10 protein-coding genes are annotated in these 17,705 nt (G+C 64.5%); 9 read left to right on the forward strand and 1 reads right to left on the reverse strand.

Annotation, left to right across the window (positions count from 1 at the left end; translation table 11 throughout):
* Positions 1–56 precede the first annotated feature (56 nt).
* The 8 genes from tssE to AC1TXO_RS25220 are packed head-to-tail and all read left to right on the forward strand — an operon-like array spanning position 57 to position 13,725.
* A complete protein-coding gene (gene tssE, locus AC1TXO_RS25185; protein WP_486404230.1) occupies positions 57–572 on the forward strand; it encodes a type VI secretion system baseplate subunit TssE in 516 nt (171 codons plus the stop codon).
* Positions 569–2,431, forward strand: a complete 1,863-nt coding sequence (tssF, locus tag AC1TXO_RS25190; protein ID WP_486404231.1) for a type VI secretion system baseplate subunit TssF — start codon at positions 569–571, stop codon at positions 2,429–2,431. Before tssE ends, tssF begins: the two co-directional genes overlap by 4 nt.
* Positions 2,395–3,444 (forward strand): type VI secretion system baseplate subunit TssG, encoded by a 1,050-nt coding sequence (gene tssG, locus AC1TXO_RS25195; RefSeq protein WP_486406910.1) that lies wholly within the window; start codon positions 2,395–2,397, stop codon positions 3,442–3,444. The genes tssF and tssG overlap by 37 nt, the downstream gene beginning before the upstream one ends.
* Positions 3,437–6,112, forward strand: coding sequence for a type VI secretion system ATPase TssH (gene tssH, locus AC1TXO_RS25200; protein ID WP_486404232.1), 2,676 nt, complete (start codon positions 3,437–3,439; stop codon positions 6,110–6,112). The genes tssG and tssH overlap by 8 nt, the downstream gene beginning before the upstream one ends.
* Before the next feature lie 23 nt (positions 6,113–6,135).
* Entirely contained in the window at positions 6,136–8,073 is a 1,938-nt protein-coding gene (locus tag AC1TXO_RS25205) for a type VI secretion system Vgr family protein (RefSeq protein WP_486404233.1), read from the forward strand.
* An 11-nt stretch (positions 8,074–8,084) separates the two neighbouring features.
* Positions 8,085–8,519, forward strand: coding sequence for a DcrB-related protein (locus tag AC1TXO_RS25210; protein WP_486404234.1), 435 nt, complete (start codon positions 8,085–8,087; stop codon positions 8,517–8,519).
* An 8-nt stretch (positions 8,520–8,527) separates the two neighbouring features.
* The gene (locus AC1TXO_RS25215) at positions 8,528–12,937 is read left to right on the forward strand and encodes an RHS repeat-associated core domain-containing protein (RefSeq protein ID WP_486404235.1); all 4,410 of its coding nucleotides are present in this window, start codon (positions 8,528–8,530) and stop codon (positions 12,935–12,937) included.
* Positions 12,934–13,725: a hypothetical protein gene (locus tag AC1TXO_RS25220; RefSeq protein ID WP_486404236.1), complete on the forward strand. Its 792-nt coding sequence runs from the start codon at positions 12,934–12,936 to the stop codon at positions 13,723–13,725. Before AC1TXO_RS25215 ends, AC1TXO_RS25220 begins: the two co-directional genes overlap by 4 nt.
* Positions 13,726–13,783: 58 nt before the next feature.
* Here the strand turns inward: AC1TXO_RS25220 and AC1TXO_RS25225 are convergent, their stop codons facing one another.
* On the reverse strand, positions 13,784–15,106 hold the full coding sequence (locus AC1TXO_RS25225; RefSeq protein WP_486404237.1) for an OprD family porin: 1,323 nt from the start codon (positions 15,104–15,106) through the stop codon (positions 13,784–13,786).
* Between the two features lie 486 nt (positions 15,107–15,592).
* Here AC1TXO_RS25225 and AC1TXO_RS25230 point away from each other — a divergent pair, with 486 nt between their 5' ends.
* Positions 15,593–17,695, forward strand: coding sequence for a TonB-dependent receptor (locus AC1TXO_RS25230; RefSeq protein ID WP_486404238.1), 2,103 nt, complete (start codon positions 15,593–15,595; stop codon positions 17,693–17,695).
* Positions 17,696–17,705: the final 10 nt, after the last annotated feature.

Below are 17,705 nucleotides of genomic sequence, written 5' to 3' on the forward strand. Positions count from 1 at the left end.
GCGGACTGGCCCGCGAAGCAGGCGACACGACCCCGACCCCTCGAAGGAATCCACCCGTGGTAGCCGACATCGCCGCCCGTGACCGCCTGCAACCCTCGCTGCTGGATCGTCTGACCGACGATGATCCCGGCAACCCGCAGGAAGCCCCGGACAAACGCGTGCTGTCGCTGCAACAGCTCAAGGCTTCGGTGCTGCGCGACCTGGCCTGGCTGCTCAACACCACCTCGCTGCTCGACAGCGCCAGCACCCTGAACACCCCCGCAGGCAACTCGGTGGTCAACTACGGCCTGCCCGCGCTGGCCGGCAACTGCGCCTCGAACATCGACCTGCTGGCACTGGAGCGCATCATCCACCAGGCCATTTCCACCTACGAACCGCGGATCCTGGCCCACACCCTGAAGGTGCGCGCCATGGTCGCCCCCGGCGAGATGAATGCCAACGCCCTGAGCTTCGAGATCGAAGGCGACCTCTGGGCCCAGCCAGCGGCACTGCCGCTGCTGCTGCAGACCGACCTGGACCTGGAGTCGGGCCAGGTGCGCGTGGCGCCCGCCGAACGTCGGAGACGCGCATGAACCCGCGCCTGCTCGAGCTGTACAACCAGGAACTGCGGCATATCCGCGAAAGCGCGGCGGAGTTCTCCCGCGAATACCCGAAGATCGCCGGACGCCTGACGCTGTCCGGGATCGATTGCGCCGACCCTTACGTCGAGCGCCTGCTCGAAGGCTTCGCCTACCTCACCGCACGCGTGCAGCTCAAGCTCGACGCCGAGTACCCAACCTTCACCCACAACCTGCTGGAGATCGCCTACCCGCACTACCTGGCGCCGACGCCGTCGATGACCGTGGTGCAGCTGCAGACCGACCCCGACGAGGGCTCGCTCAGCGCCGGTTTCCCGCTGCCACGCGGCAGCGTGCTGCGCGCCAACCTTGGCCGCGACTCGCAGACCCCGTGCGAATTCCGCAGCACCCAGGACGTCACCCTGTGGCCGTTGCAGGTCGCGCGCGCCGAGTACTTCGGCAACCCGGGTGCCGTGCTCGGCCGCCTCGCCGCCAGTGAGCCCAAGGCCCGTGCCGCCCTGCGCCTGACCCTGCGCAGCGGCGCCGAAATCCCGCTCTCGAGCCTGCCGCTCACGCACCTGCCGCTGTACCTCAACGGCGCCGACGAAACTCCGTTTCGCCTCTACGAACAACTGCTGGGCAGCGCCTGCGCAGTATTTGCCCGCCAGCCCGGCGCCGACTGGGTAGAGCGCATCCCGCTGGAGCAGGCCCTGCGCCCCTGTGGTTTCGACGACGGCGAAGCGGCGCTGCCGGTGGTGCCCCAGGCGTTCCAGGGCTATCGCCTGCTGCAGGAATATTTCGCCCTGCCGCAGCGTTTCCTGTTCGTCGACTTCGCCGGCCTGGAGCGCGCGGTAAAACGCTGCAACGGCCAGGAGCTTGAGCTGCTGGTGCTGTTCGAGCGCTTCGACTCCTCGCTGGAAAACAGCGTCGGCGCCGAGCGCCTGGTGCCCTTCTGCACCCCGGCGATCAACCTGTTCCCGCGGCGGGTGGACCGTATCCACCTGACCGACAAGGTCAACGAACACCATGTGATCGCCGACCGTACCCGCCCCACCGACTTCGAGATCCATTCACTGCAGCGCGTCACCGGCCACGGCACCGGTGCCGACCAGGACTTCCTGCCCTTCTACGCCGTGCGCGACCCGTCACGTTATGGCCGCGACCAGGCCTACTACATCATCCGCCGCGAGCAGCGCGTGCTGTCGAGCGAGCAGCGACGCAACGGCACGCGCTCCAGCTACATGGGCAGCGAAACCTTCATCAGCCTGGTCGATGGCCAACAGGCGCCCTACCGCCACGACCTGCGCCAGCTGGGCATCAGCGCGCTGTGCAGCAACCGCGACCTGCCGCTGTTCATGAGCGTGGGCGACGGGCGCAGCGACTTCAGCCTCGCCGACAGCGCCCCGGTGTCTGCCGTGCGCTGCCTGGCCGGCCCCAGCCGCCCCAAGGCCAGCCACGCCCACGACAACCGCGCCTGGCGCCTGATCAGCCAGCTGTCGCTCAACTACCTGTCGCTGACCGAGCAGGGCCAGGGCGCCGCTGCCCTGCGCGAGCTGCTGCGCCTGTACGGCGACAGCCAGGACAGCGCGCTGCACCTGCAGATCGACGGCCTGCGCGAAGTCAGCAGCAAGCCTTGCACCCGTCGCCTGCCGATGCCCGGGCCGATCGTGTTCGGCCGCGGCCTGGAGATCACCCTGGAGTTCGACGAAAACGCGTTCCGCGGTACCGGCGTGTTTTTGCTGGGCGCGGTGTTCGAACGCTTCCTGACCCGCTACGTGTCGATCAACAGCTTCACCGAAACCGTACTGCGCACCAGCGAACGTGGCGAGATCATGCGCTGGAAAGCCAAGCCCGGGCGCAGGCCGACCCTGTGAACATTCTCGAGGCGATGCAGGCCGAGCCCTGGGCATTCGACTTCTTCCAGGCGCTGCGTCGCCTGGAGGCCGAACACCCCGAGCTGCCGCGCTTCGGCCACGCGCAGCGCCTGGCCGACGAGCCGGTGCGCCTGGGCCAGCGCCTGGATTGCAGCTTCGCCCCGGCCACCCTGGCCTCGGTTAGCCAGGCCGACGAGGGGCCGGCACGCCTGGAGCAGTTCTTCTTCGGCCTCGGCGGCCCCAACGGCCCGCTACCGCTGCACCTGACCGAGTACATGCGCGAGCGCCAGCGCAACCACGCCGATCACACCAGCAAGCGCTTCCTCGACATCTTCCACCATCGCCTGCTGAGCCTGTTCTACCGCGCCTGGGCCGAGGCGCGGCCAACCGTCAGCCACGACCGTCCCGGCGACGACTACTGGGCGGCGCGCCTGGCCGCCCTGAGCGGTCGCGGCCAACCCGAGCTGCAGGACCAAGGCCCGCTGCCGCACACCGCCAAGCTGCACTACTCCGGCCACCTTGCGGCACAAACCCGCTACCCGGACGGCCTGGCCAGCATCCTGGCAAGCTATTTCGGCGTGCCGGTGCGCATCGAGGAGTACATCGGTCAGTGGCTGGAACTGCCTGAACGCAGCCGCCTCGGGGTGCACGCCAACCGCCTCGGCATGGACCTGTGCCTGGGCCGCTACGTGTGGGACCGCCAGCACAAGTTCCGCCTGTGTCTCGGCCCGCTGACACTTGAGCAGTACCACGCCCTGCTGCCCGGCGGGCAGGCCTTCATCGAACTGGCGGCCTGGGTCGCCGAACACCAGGGCCACGAGCTGGACTGGGATCTGAACCTCATTCTCGCGCGCGAGCAGGTGCCCGCGCTGCAACTCGATGCCGGCAGGCGCCTGGGTTTCGACACCTGGCTCGGCCGTCCACAACACGATGCCAACGACCTCAAGCTCGCTCGCTATTACGCCGCGCAGCCGGTCCAACCGCCTTGCACAAGGAGTCAGGAACATGGGTGAAATCAGCCGCGCCGCGCTGTTCGGCAAACTCAACAGCGTCGCCTACAAGGCCATCGAAGCCGCCACGGTATTCTGCAAGCTGCGCGGCAACCCCTACGTCGAGCTGGTGCACTGGCTGCACCAGTTGCTGCAGTTGCAGGACAGCGACCTGCACCGCATCGTGCGCCAGTTCAATGTCGAGCCGGCGCGCCTGGCCCGCGACCTGACCGATGCCCTCGACCGACTGCCACGGGGCTCGACCTCGATCACCGATCTGTCCTCGCAGGTCGAGGAAGCGGTGGAGCGCGGCTGGGTCTACGGCAGCCTGATGTTCGGCGAAAGCCAGGTGCGCACCGGCTACCTGCTGGTCGGCATCCTCAAGACGCCAAGCCTGCGCAACGCCCTGCTGGGGTTGTCGGGCGAGTTCGCCAAGCTCAAGGTCGAGGCCTTGAGCGAGCGCTTCGACGAGTACGTCGGCGACTCCCCCGAGAACGGCCTGGCCGCCAGCGACGGCTTCACTGCGGCAGTGCCCGGCGAAGCCAGCGGCGCCGTGGCGCCTGCGGCGATGGGCAAGCAGGAGGCACTCAAGCGCTTCACCGTCGATCTCACCGAGCAGGCACGCAGTGGCAAGCTCGACCCGATCGTCGGGCGCGACGAAGAGATCCGCCAACTGGTCGACATCCTCATGCGCCGTCGGCAGAACAACCCGATCCTCACCGGCGAGGCTGGCGTCGGCAAGACTGCCGTGGTCGAGGGTTTCGCACTGCGCATCGTCGCCGGTGACGTACCGCCCGCGCTCAAGGATGTCGAGCTGCGCAGCCTGGACGTCGGCCTGCTGCAGGCCGGTGCCAGCATGAAAGGCGAGTTCGAGCAGCGCCTGCGCCAGGTCATCGAGGACGTGCAGGCCTCGCCCAAACCCATCATCCTGTTCATCGACGAAGCCCACACCCTGGTCGGTGCCGGTGGCGCCGCCGGTACCGGTGATGCCGCCAACCTGCTCAAGCCGGCACTGGCGCGTGGCAGCCTGCGCACCGTGGCGGCGACCACCTGGGCCGAGTACAAGAAGCACATCGAGAAGGACCCGGCGCTGACCCGGCGTTTCCAGGTGGTGCAGGTCGACGAGCCGAGCGAGCCCAAGGCACTGCTGATGATGCGCGGCGTGGCCTCGACCATGGAGAAGCACCATCAGGTGCAGATCCTCGACGAGGCGCTCGAAGCTGCGGTCAAGCTGTCGCATCGCTACATCCCGGCGCGCCAGTTGCCGGACAAGTCCGTAAGCCTGCTCGACACCGCCTGCGCACGCGTGGCCATCAGCCTGCACGCGGTGCCGGCCGAGGTGGACGACAGCCGTCGGCGTATCGAGGCACTGGAAGTCGAACTGCAGATCATCGCCCGCGAGGCAGCCATCGGCGTCGCCACCGGGCAACGCCAGGCCCAGGCCGACTCGCTGCTGGCCGAAGAACGCCAGCGCCTGCTGGACCTGGAAAGCCGCTGGGCCGAAGAGAAGGCCCTGGTCGACGATCTGCTGGCCACCCGCGCCCAGCTGCGCGAGCAGGTCGGCGTGGTCGATCAGGAGGTCGATGCCCAGGGCAGCCATGAGCTGCGCGAAAAGCTCATCGACCTGCAGCAGCGCCTGGGCGCCCTGCAAGGCGAGAACCCGCTGATCCTGCCGACGGTCGACTACCAGGCCGTGGCCTCGGTGGTCGCCGACTGGACCGGCATCCCGGTCGGGCGCATGGCGCGCAACGAGATCGAGACCGTGCTCAACCTCGACAGCCACCTGGGCAAGCGCATCATCGGCCAGGACCACGCGCTGAAGATGATCGCCAAGCGCATCCAGACCTCCCGTGCCGGCCTCGACAACCCCAACAAACCCATCGGCGTGTTCATGCTCGCCGGCACCTCCGGGGTGGGCAAGACCGAGACCGCCCTGGCGCTGGCCGAGGCCATGTATGGGGGTGAGCAGAACCTGATCACCATCAACATGAGCGAGTTCCAGGAAGCGCACACCGTCTCCACCCTCAAGGGCGCGCCACCGGGCTATGTCGGTTACGGCGAAGGCGGCGTGCTCACCGAGGCCGTGCGGCGCAGGCCCTACAGCGTGGTGCTGCTGGACGAGGTGGAAAAAGCCCACCCTGACGTACACGAGATCTTCTTCCAGGTGTTCGACAAGGGCGTGATGGAAGATGGCGAAGGGCGCCAGATCGATTTTCGCAACACCCTGATCCTGCTCACCACCAATGCCGGCACCGAGCTGATCGCCGACATCTGCAGCAACCCGCAGACCCTGCCCGAACCCGATGCGGTCGCCACCCTGCTGCGCAAGCCACTGCTGGAGATCTTCCCGCCCGCCCTGCTCGGCCGCCTGGTGACCATCCCCTACTACCCGCTCAGCGACGCCATGCTCAAGGCCATCACCCGCCTGCAGCTGGAGCGCATCCGCAAGCGCGTGGAGGCCACGCACAAGGTCGGCTTCGCCTACGACGACGCGGTGGTGGACCTGATCGTCTCGCGCTGCACCGAGACCGAAAGCGGCGGGCGGATGATCGACGCGATCCTGACCAACGGCCTGCTGCCGGACATGAGCCGCGAGTTCCTCACGCGCATGCTCGAGGGCAAGCCGCTGGCCAGTGTCAGCATCGGCGCGCGCGACAACGACCTGCACTATGACTTCAGCGCGGCCGGCTGACCGCCGCGCCTACAGGATCACCCATGCTGTTCACGCAACTGACGCGCCTGGCGCAGATCAACAGCCCCCTGGGGCCGAACGTGCTGATCCTCAGCGAAATGGGCGGCAGCGAAGAGCTGGGCCGCCTGTTCGACTACGAGCTGCAACTGACCAGCGACGATCCGGCCATCGACCTCAACCAGCTGCTGGGCAAGCCCATGAGCCTGTCGCTGCAGATGAGCGGCATGGGCTCGCGTCACTTTCACGGCATCGTCGCGCGCTGCAGCCAGTCGGTCGACCGCGGCCAGTTCGCCAGTTACCGCGTCACCCTGCGGCCCTGGCTGTGGTTGCTGACGCGCACCAGCGACTGCCGGATCTTCCAGCACCTGAGCGCACCGCAGATCATCAAGCAGGTGTTCCGCGACCTGGGGTTCTCGGACTTCGAGGACGCCCTGAGCCGCAGCTATCGCGAGCGCGAGTATTGCGTGCAGTATCGCGAGACCAGTTTCGACTTCGTCAGCCGCCTGATGGAAGAAGAAGGCATCTACTACTTCTTCCGCCATGAGCAGGAGCGTCACGTGCTGGTACTGGCCGATGCCTACGGCGCGCACCAGAAGGTGCCGGGCTACGAGTCGGTGCCCTTCTACCCGCCAGACGGCCAGCACCGCGAGCGCGACCACATCAATGACTGGCACCTGGCGCAGGAGGTGCAGTCCGGCTCGCTGGAACTCAACGACTACGACTTCCAGCGCCCCAGCGCGCGCATCGACGTGCGCTCGGCCATGCCGCGTCCGCACCAGGCCGGCGACTACCCGCTGTACGACTACCCCGGCGCCTACGAGCAGACCCAGGATGGCGAACACTATGCGCGCACGCGCCTGGAGTCGCTGCAGAGCCTGCACGAACGCGTCGAGTTGCGCGGCAACGCGCGCGGTCTTGGCAGCGGTCACCTGTTCAGCCTCAGCGGCTTTTCCCGCCAGGACCAGAACCGCGAATACCTGATCGTCGCCGCCCGCTACTACGTGGTGCAGGAACGCCTGGAAACCGGTGGCGGCAGCGGCTCGGCGCAGTTCGAGAGCAACCTGAGCTGCATCGATGCCCAGCAGAGCTACCGCCCGGTGTCGAGCACCCTGCGGCCGTTGGTCAAGGGCCCGCAGACCGCCGTTGTGGTCGGCCCCAGCGGCGAGGAGATCTGGACCGATCAGTATGGTCGGGTGAAGGTGCACTTCCACTGGGACCGCCACGACCAGTCCAACGAGAACAGCTCGTGCTGGATCCGCGTATCCCAGGCCACGGCGGGCAAGAACTGGGGTTCGATCCAGGTGCCGCGGATCGGCCAGGAAGTGATCGTCAGCTTCCTCGAGGGTGACCCTGATCGCCCGATCATCACCGGCCGGGTCTACAACGCCGAACAGACGGTGCCCTACGACCTGCCCGGCAGCGCCACCCAGAGCGGCATGAAGAGCCGTTCGAGCAAAGGCGGCAGCCCGGCCAACTTCAACGAGATCCGCATGGAAGACAAGCGCGGGCAGGAGCAGTTGTATGTGCATGCCGAGCGCAACATGGACACGGTGGTGGAGCAGAATGAGACGTTGTCGGTGGGCGCCAGTCGAGTGCAGACCGTCGGCATGCTGGAAACCATCACCATCGGCCAAGACCGTATCCGTGCGGTGCGCCGTGACGACATGCTGATGGTCGGGGCGAGCAAGACCGACAGCGTCAGCACCAGCTACCTGATCGAGGTCGGCGAGAATCTGCGCCTGGTCTGCGGCAAGAGCGTGATCGAGCTCAACGCCAGCGGCCAGATCAATATCAGCTGCGAGCAGTTCAGCTTTCACGCCAGCAAGGACGGAGAAATCAATACGGACGGCACCCTCGACCTGAACGTCGGAAGCGGCGCACAGACTGCGCCGGACAAACAAGGGGTGAAGAAGACCATCGATGATGCGGTGAAAGCGCTTTTCCCGAACACAGGCAAGTAACGAGAACGACCATGAGCTACCGCCTCAACGAATTCCGTCTGGCCTTGCCCGACGCCGACGTACGCGACACCAGCATCAATATCCTGCGCTTCGAAGCCCTGGGCACTTCGCTGATCATCAGCCGCAGCCTGCTCGCCGAGGGCGAGACCCTGCAGAACAACTTCGATGGCCAGTTGCAGCGCCTGCAGCAACAAGTCAAGGACCTGCAATTCCAGCCGGCCCAGGCGCTTCGGGTAGGCACAGCGCAGGACATCGACGCTATCGAGTTGAGCAGCCAGTTCAGCAAAGGCCAGGAGAAGGTTTACCAGTACCAGCTCGCCCTGGTGTTGCCCGGCACACGCAAGATGTTCGCGCTGAGCTACGTCAAGCCCACGCCGCTGGGGGCAGCGGAAGCGGCACACTGGGCACATCTGAAACAGTCACTCGAATTCGACAACCTCGGCTGACCTGACACATGTCCGACGCACTCTGGGCCGCGCGCGAAGGCGACGCACTGATGCATACCTCGATGATGGCCGATATTGTCGGTGGTGTGCTGGAGGTTGCCGCAAACATCGCCATCGGCGCCCTGGCTACAGCCGCGGTGGCGGCAGCACTGGGCCTGACGGTGGCCACCGGCGGCCTGGGCTGCTTCGTGCTCGGCGCGGTAGTGGGGTTGGTGGTGGGCGTGGTGATGGCCAAGACCGGGGCGGACACCGGGCTCAGTCGATTATGCGAGGGCATCGGCAATGCCCTGTTCCCGCCGAGCGTACAAGCCAACGTTCTCACCGGCTCCTCCGACACCAGGACCAACGGCAAACGCGCTGCGCGAGCGGCCGGAATCGTCACTGGTCCCGCGCAACCCCTGGCCGCGAGTGGCGAAGGCGCGCCAGGCGTGGAGAAGGACGAAAGCTTCCTCGACATGGCCAAGGGCTTCTTCTCACAGATGTGGCGACCGACCGTCGCCAGCCCCGCCGCCAATACAGAGCAAGCCGAAGACGACAAGATCCTCTGCAGCAAGCATCCACCCATGCCGCCACAGTACCTGGCGGAGGGCTCGAGCAAGGTGCTGATCAACGGTCACCCCGCCTGTCGCAGCGGTGATCGCAGCACCTGCGAGGCGGTCATCGTCGATGCCGGGGATATTTCCGAAAACGTGCGCATCGGTGGCGAACCGATCGTCGTGCGTGAGATCCGCAGCGGCAAGACTCCAGGTATCGGCCTGGCCATCACCGCCTTGCTGATGCTGCGCGGACGCGGTGGCAAGTTCTACAGCCGCTTCGGCTGCATGCTGGTTGGCGGCGTGACGACACTGATTACCAGCGAAGTGACCGGCGCCCTGACCTCGGCAATTGCCGGCTCGCCGAATCCGGTCCACGCACCGACCGGCGCCAAGGTGCTCGCTGACGACCTGGACCTGGACTTCAGTCTGCAGAGCCTGCTGCCGCTGGACTGGCAGCGCTCTTACAACAGCCGCGACGAGCGTCGTGACGGCCTGTTCGGCGCCAGCTGGAGCGTACCCTACGAAGTCTTCGTGACTGTCCGGGCCGATCGCCTGCTGTACAACGATGAACAGATGCGGGTCATCGACATGGGCCAGATCCCGCCAGGTGATGCGGTGTTCAGCGCGGCCGAGGGACTGAGCGTACGTCACGCCCTCAATGGCGAGCTGCTGATCGAGGACATCGAGACCGGCCTCTACCGCCTGTTCGAGCCCGCACCCACGAATCCTTCACACCTGCGCCTGAGCAAACTGGGCGACCGCAACGACAATCGCATCCATCTCGACTACGACGATCAAGGACGCCTTTCAGGTCTGCGCGATACCTTCGATCGCGTCTGCATCCAGCTAATTCCGCACGAGCGCTGGCCGCGCCGCCTGGGGCATATCGAACAGCTGTTCGAAGACGGCAGCCGACAAACCCTGGCCAGTTACGGCTACGACTCTCGAGGCGACCTGAACGAGGTACGCGATGCATTGGGCCAATTGCAACGTCGATTCGCCTATGACGAAGGCCAGCGGCTGATCGAACACCAGACGCCTTCAGGTCTGCGCTGCTTCTACGAATGGGTGCTGAGCGAGGACGGCTGGCGCGTGTCACTGCACACCACCAGCGAAGGCGAGCGCTACCAGTATCGCTACGACATCGCCCAGGGAGTGACCGAGGTCACCGACAACCTCGGACGTACCAGCGTCCGTCACTGGAACTGCCAATACCAGATCGAGCGTTATCTCGATGCCCTGGGTAATTGCTGGCAGTTCCAGTGGAACGATGAGCGCCAAATGCTCGGCGCGACCGATCCGCTTGGCGGCCAGTGGCACTATTTCTACGACGAGTCCGGCAACCTCGCCGAGACCATCGACCCACTGGGACGAAGCGAGTCGACCCTGTGGTTGGAACACTGGAGACTGCCACGGGAGGAACGTGACAGTGCCGGAAATCGCTGGCGCTACCGCTACGACCAGCGCGGCAACTGCATCAGCGAAACCGACCCCTTGCAGCAGGTGACCCGCTACCAGTACGACGAACGTGGGCAGGTCATCGTCATCACCGATGCCGCGGGGCATCAGCGTCACCAACGCTGGAACAGTCGTGGCCTGCTGGTCGAGGACATCGACTGCTCCGGTTATCGCACCCGCTACGACTATGATCGCCATGACTTTCCCTGCCGGGTAACCGATGCCGATGGTGAAACCACCACTTACAGCTATGACGTGCTAGGTCGGATGGTCGAGCAGGTCGAGCCCGATGGGCGAACCCACCGCTACAGCTACAACGTCGCTGGCCTGTTGTCGGCATACGTCGACCCGCTGGGTCACCAGACCCTTTACCACTACGACCGCCACGGCCAGTTGACCGAGCAGCGCGATCCGCTGGGACGAAGCGTACGCCTGGGTTATGACCTGTTCGCCCGCCTGGTGACGCTGACCAACGAAAACGGTGAGCACTACCGGTTCGAATGGGATGCTGCTGATCGCCTGCAGCGCCAGCACAACCTGGACCTGAGCAGCAAAGGCTATCGCTATGACGCCCTCGGCGAGCTGCTGGAAATCGACTGGCACCCCATACCTGGCAGCCCAGAGCCGGTGCTGCGGCACACCTATGTGCGTGATGCTGGCAGTCGGCTGCTGTCATTCACTACCGACGATGGCTGTACCGAGTATTGCTACGACGGCGTGGATCAGTTGCTATCGGTCACCTTCACCGACACTCAGGGGCAGGCGGCCAGTGTCGCTTTCGAATACGACGGCCTTGGACAGCGCCTGGCCGAAATCACCGACGCCGGCAAGCTGCTGCATCGCTACGATGAACTGGGCAACCTGATCCAGACACAGCTGCCCGATGGCCGTACGCTGAACCGTCTGTATTACGGCAGCGGTCACCTGCACCAGGTCAACATCGACGGCACCGTGGTCTGCGACTTCGAGCGCGACCGCCTGCATCGAGAAATCAGCCGGACCCAGGGGCGCATGAGTTCAACCCACGAGTACGATCGCTGTGGCCGCCTGCGCACCCAGTTACGCCGCAACGCGCAGCAGCCAACTCACGGTCCGGCGCCCTGGCAGCAGCGTTTCGTGTTCGATGATCTGGACAATCTGGTCCAGCACTACACCCAGCAACCCGGCAAACAACATCAAATGCTGTTGCCACACGATGCCAGCGGCCGGGTGATGGCCTGCCAGAGCGCCCTGGCCGGGCAGAACGAAAGCTTCCACTACGATCCCGCCGCCAACCTCACCGAGACGCCTGGCGTCGCAGTTCGCCACAACCAGTTGCAGCGCTATCGCGACAACCGCTATCGCTACGACGGCTTCGGCCGCCTGCTCGAGCGACGCAGCAGCCAACATGGATTGCAGACCTTCACCTACGACGCGCAGGAGCGCCTGGTTCAGGTCGCGACCATCCTCCACGGCAGGGAGCGCAAGGTCAGCATGCACTACGACCCTCTGGGGCGACGCATTGGCAAGGACGAGCACGATGACCACGGCAACCTGCTGGGCAGCACCTGGTTTCTCTGGGACGGTCTGCAACTGCTGGGCGAAACCCGCAACGGTCACAGCACCCTGTACCTGTACGGCGACGAGTATGAGCCAATGGCCCGGATCGACGGGCTGGGTGAACATCAGCATATCCGCTACTACCAGACCGACCTCAACGGCCAGCCTATCGAGTTGAACGACGCCGACGGCCAGACTTTGTGGGAGTGCGAGTATCGAACCTGGGGGGCTACGTTGCACGAGCGCAATGCCGCTCGGTTCACCGAACAGCAGAACCTGCGCTTCCAGGGCCAGTACCTGGACCGCGAAACAGGGCTTCACTACAACCTGTTCCGCTATTACGACCCGCAGGTTGGGCGATTCACCCAGCCCGACCCCATCGGCCTGGAAGGCGGCATAAACCTTTACCAGTACTCGCCGAACCCATTCACCTGGATCGACCCTCACGGGCTGGACTGGAACTACATCCTGACCGACCGCAACGGCAAGGCTTACTATCACGGCCGGGCGTCCGACAAGACTTCGCTGGAAGATGTGATGCGTCGTCATGGCAAGACCAAAGGCACCGACGGCTATCGTTTCAGGTATGGCGACCGTATCAACCAGGTCACGCCCCATGGCACGCCCAAGGACGTGGCACGCGGTATCGAGAACGCCGGCATCCGCGAACGCAAGCAGGTGCTCGGCCGCAAGAATCCAAGGGTGCGTGGCAACAAGATCCACGGTATTTCCGATGCCAAGGCCAAGACGGTCCGCGGCAGACGCAGAATCAAGGCAGCCAAGACCTATCTGCGCAATTCGGGTGTCAGCAAGGTCAGTTCACTGCCGGTCCTGACCAGCAAGGCTGCACCGAGAAAGGTCAATACGAGGACATGTGGCAAATGACGACAAGCAAGCAACTGGCGGCGATTCGCGAGGCACTGGAAGATTACGAAGAAGGCGAAGCGATCGACCCGGTGCTGAAAAAGGCCGGGCTGGCACCTGCAAGCCAGAAAATGTCCCACGACCAGGTGGTGCAGTGGCTGCTGCAGGAGCGTGACAAGGCCGACAAGGCAAATATCGTCGCCCAGTTCCTGCACGGCGTGGAAACGAACCAGGCACACTTGCGCGCCGGACTTTCCTCACTCGCCAGCGCGACTCACTTCATGCAGCACCCGTTCAGCGTCGACAACCAGCTCAATTGCCAGGTGTGCTGTGCCTTCGAGCACCTGGACATCGATTTCGTCCTGCTGAACCAGACACGCTACCTGTGCGGCAGCGTGCTGAGTGGCGATATCGCCGAGATGGCGTTCTTTCTGCAGCAGGCCAACGCCATCGACAGCCCCCGCCCTGAGGCTCTGCCGCTCACGACTCGCATCTTCGAGATGATCCGCCAGTTGCCGGGCGACGCAAGGCCCAAGGATATGCTCAAGCAACTGCGCAAGCTCAAGGGCGTGAAGATGAGCGAAGAGGAAGCGCGCAGCTTTATCGATCTGCTGGGGCATTGCGCGATCCTGCAGACGCCCGAACACCCCGGGCTTTTGCAGCGTTTCACCAACCAGGGCCTGGCGCCCAGCAGCTCGCGCTCGTCGGACTGGAGCTATCCGGTGGATTTCTGGACAGGGGCAAACGGCGTGGACGCCGACGCGATGAAATATTGGTTCGGCGACTATCCGCAACTGCTGGCGCAGTAGCCTTGAAACGAAACAGCCCCGGCATCTGCCGGGGCTGTTTTGTTTCGCCAGATCAGTATCAGAAGATGCTGATCGGGTACTCGACGAACACGCGAACTTCGTTGCCGTCGTCGTTGTAACCGTTCTGCTGGACGGCGTTGTTGGTGCGGACCCACGAGCCGCGCAGCTTGACCGACAGGTCCTTGGCCGGGCCGTCCTGGACGACGTAGCGCAGCTGGTTGAAGATCTCGCGCTCCTTGCCTTCGCCGAAGCCCTGCGGATTGCTCAGCTTGCGGGTGTTGATGTTGTCACCCACCACGTAGGCGATCTTGTAGCTCAGGCCCGGGATACCGAAGGCGCCGAAGTCCAGGCCGTAGCCCAGCTGCCAGGAACGCTCGTCCTCGGCGTTGAAGTCGGACCAGTACGAGTTGGCCAGGTAGATGGTCGAACCACCGTCACCCACGCCCCATGGCTGGTTCTTGTAACCGCCATAGTTGTAGCCGGTGCTGCCGGTGTTGCGCTGGTGCGCCAGGGTGATCGAGTGTGGGCCAAAGGCGTAGGTGGCCGCCAGGCTCCAGATGGTGTTGCTGTCGCCGTTCAGTTCGGCACGCTGGACGAACTGCTTGTTCAGGCTCGACTTGTAGCCGTTGAAATCCAGGGTCAGGGACTGGTCGGCCGCGATCGGGAAGACGTAGTTCAGGCCCAGGTAGTGCTTGCGCATTACGTCTTCGTTGTCGGCGGTGTACAGCGACGCGGTGAAGTTGTCGGTGAACTTGTAGCTACCACCGAAGACGTTGATCGACTTCAGTGCGCCGCTGTCACGGCCTTGGGCGCTCTTGCGCGCTTCCTGGGTGAAGCGACCGGCGTTCAGCTCCAGGCCCTTGATCTCCTTGGAGGTCAGCAGGGCGCCGGTGAAGCTTTCTGGCAGCAGACGCGAATCGTCGTACTGCAGAACCGGAAGAGCCGGCATCTGGTCACCGTACTTCAGCACGGTGTTGGAGATGCGGAACTTGATCGCCGCGCCGCCACGGGCCAGGTCGTTGGCTGCGGAGCTGCGGCCGTCGGCATCGACGGTATTCTCGCGCTTGAAGAAGTCGATACCGGCGCCGCCGTTACGACCCTTGCCGCCATCCAGACGCACGGCGTACAGGCCGAAGGCGTCGACACCGACACCCACGGTGCCCTGGGTGAAGCCGGAGGAGAAGTTGGCGATCACGCCCTGGCCCCACTGGGACCGATCGTTGGTGTCGTGCTTCTGGTCACGGTTGATGAAGGCGTTGCGCAGGAGGACGTTGGCGTGGCTGTCCCCGATGAAGCCCTTGCTTTCGGCCTGCTCGTTGGCCTGGGCCTGGGTGGCGGCGATGAGTGCCAGCGCGACCAGGCTGATCCTTGTATTCAACATGTTGTTTTCCTTATTACCGAATCAGAACGCTCTGCTACCTAAAACGCCAGGAACCAACGCCCCTTCGTAGGTTCGACGCTTGTATCCAAACTGAAAACTCCGCTCCTTTTGCAGGTAGCGGGCCTCGTCCGGCGCTCGGCCAACTGATGGCCGGCAGGCGTAGAGGCCGAATCCTAGCCGCGTGCACTTCTCAATGTCAAAAAAACGTGAAATGAAGGTTGATATAACCAAATTAACGCCTTGCGCTGGTGCAAATCAGTGCCGAATGGCGGGGCATATAGTTATTCCCTCTATTTTCTGCACGTTCGTACAGACGACTCCTTGCGCTCCGACTTGACAGAAACACAGCGCTTTAAAGCGAATAATTACCAGTTACAAATTGATACATTCGTAAAGCTCTGCCTTTACAAATAGCCAAGCGGAAGCAAATAGCAAGCATTACCATTCGCATCCTTTTCCCATAACCACCTTGCTGGATGCCTGCCGATGCTTGCCCCCTGCCGCCTGTCTCCCCTGTCCCTGGGTCTGTCGCTGATGTTCAGCGCAGGCCTTGCCAGCGCCGCCACCACTACCTTGCCGGAGCTCTCGGTAACCGCTGAAAGCGAGCGCGAACGCGACAACCCGAGGGTCAAGGACGTCAGCACCGCCACCCGCACCTCGACCCCGGTGCGCTACGTCCCGCAGGCGATCGACACGGTCAAGACCGCCAACGTGCTGGACTACGGCAACAACAGCCTGGGCAAGGCGCTGGAAGGCATCCCCAACGTCAGCAGCGGCGCCGACACGCGCTTCGACAGCGTGCGTATCCGTGGCTTCGATGCCAGCAACGACTTCTATCTCGACGGCGTACGTGACGACAGCCAGTACGTGCGCGACCTGCACAACATCGAGCGCGTCGAGGTACTCAAGGGGCCCGCCGCAGTGCTCTATGGCCGCGGCAGCCAGGGTGGCATCGTCAACCGGGTGAGCAAGGCGCCCGAGCATGGTCGCCGTTCGACCATCGAAGCCCAGGGCGGCAGCGAGGACCTGCGCAGCCTGTATGCCGACCTCAGCGCCGACCTGACCGACGACATCAGCGTGCGCCTGAACATGGGCAACCAGGACAACAACAGCTTTCGCGACGGCATCGATGGCAACCGCCAGCTGTTCGCCCCATCGCTGAGCTGGCAGCTGAGCCCCGACCTGAACTGGCTGGTGCAGTACGAATACAGCCGCTACAACCGCACGCCGGATCGCGGTATTCCGGGTGTCGGCGGTCGTCCGGCAGATGTCGGGCGCAGCACCACCTATGGCGACACGCAGCGCGACTTCATCGACGACAAGTCGCAGTCGCTGCGCTCGCGCCTGAACTACCAGCTCAGCGACAACTGGCAAGTGCGCCACACCCTGAGCCTGTTCAAGCTCGACAGCGATTTCGACAACACCTACCTCACCGGCTACACCCCGAGCACCAACCTGGTGACCCGCCAGCGCTGGCAGCAGGACTTGAACACCCGCAACCTGTTCAACAACCTCGAGGCCGAAGGCGACGTCAGCACCTGGGGCCTGGAGCACAAGCTGCTGGTGGGCCTGGAGTTCGGCAATCAGCGCCGCGACCCGCGCCTGTATACCTCCCTGGCAGCGAACGTCGGTGGCCAGGCAGTACCACCGCTGAACCTGAACAATCCCAACCGACGCCTGCAGCACAACGGGCCCATGGTGCCGTCGAGCTACAACCACACCGTGGTCGACAGCCGTGGCGTCTACCTGCAGGACCAGATCCGCCTCAACGAGCAATGGCAGATCCTCGCAGGCGTGCGCTTCGACCAGTTCGAGGTGGAAACCACCAACAAGCTGCGGGGCATTTCCGAGAAGCAAGACGACAACAGCACCAGTCCGCGCCTGGGCGTGGTCTATTCGCCCTGGCAGGAGCATTCGTTCTACGCCTCCTGGAGCAAGACCTATTCCCCGGTCGGCGGCGGCCTGATCGGCATCACCCCGGGGGCGGCGGGCAACACCAACGAAACCGCGCCGGAAAACACTCGCCAGAAGGAAATCGGCGTCAAGAGCGACTGGTTCGACGATCGCCTGAGCACCACCCTTGCCGTCTACGAGCTGGAGCTCTACAACCGCCGCACCACCGACCCGGACAACCCAGGCATCACCATCCTCACCGGCCTGCAGCGCTCGCGCGGGGTGGAGCTGACCGCCCAGGGCAATGTGGTCGGCAACTGGTACGTGCGCGGCGGCATCGGCCTGCAGGATGCCATCATCGCCAAGGACAACAGCGGCCTGGAAGGCAACCGGGTGAACAACGTGGCGCGGCGCAACGCCAGCCTGTTCGTGACCTGGAAGCCGGAGCTGGGCTGGTACGCCGAAACCGGCCTGGTGCTGGTCGGCGAGCGCTATGCCGACAACCAGAACACCACGGTGCTGCCGGGCTATGGGCACTGGGACGCACTGGCCGGCTACCGCACCCATGACTGGGACGTGCGCGCGGCCCTGAACAACATCACCGACAAGACCTACTACAGCTCGGCAACCAGCGCCGCGCAGATCCAGTTCGGCGATCCGCGCAGCCTGGTGGTGACCGGCACCTACAGCTTCTGACCGCCGGGCT

The organism is Pseudomonas sp. FA117 (assembly GCF_057370475.1).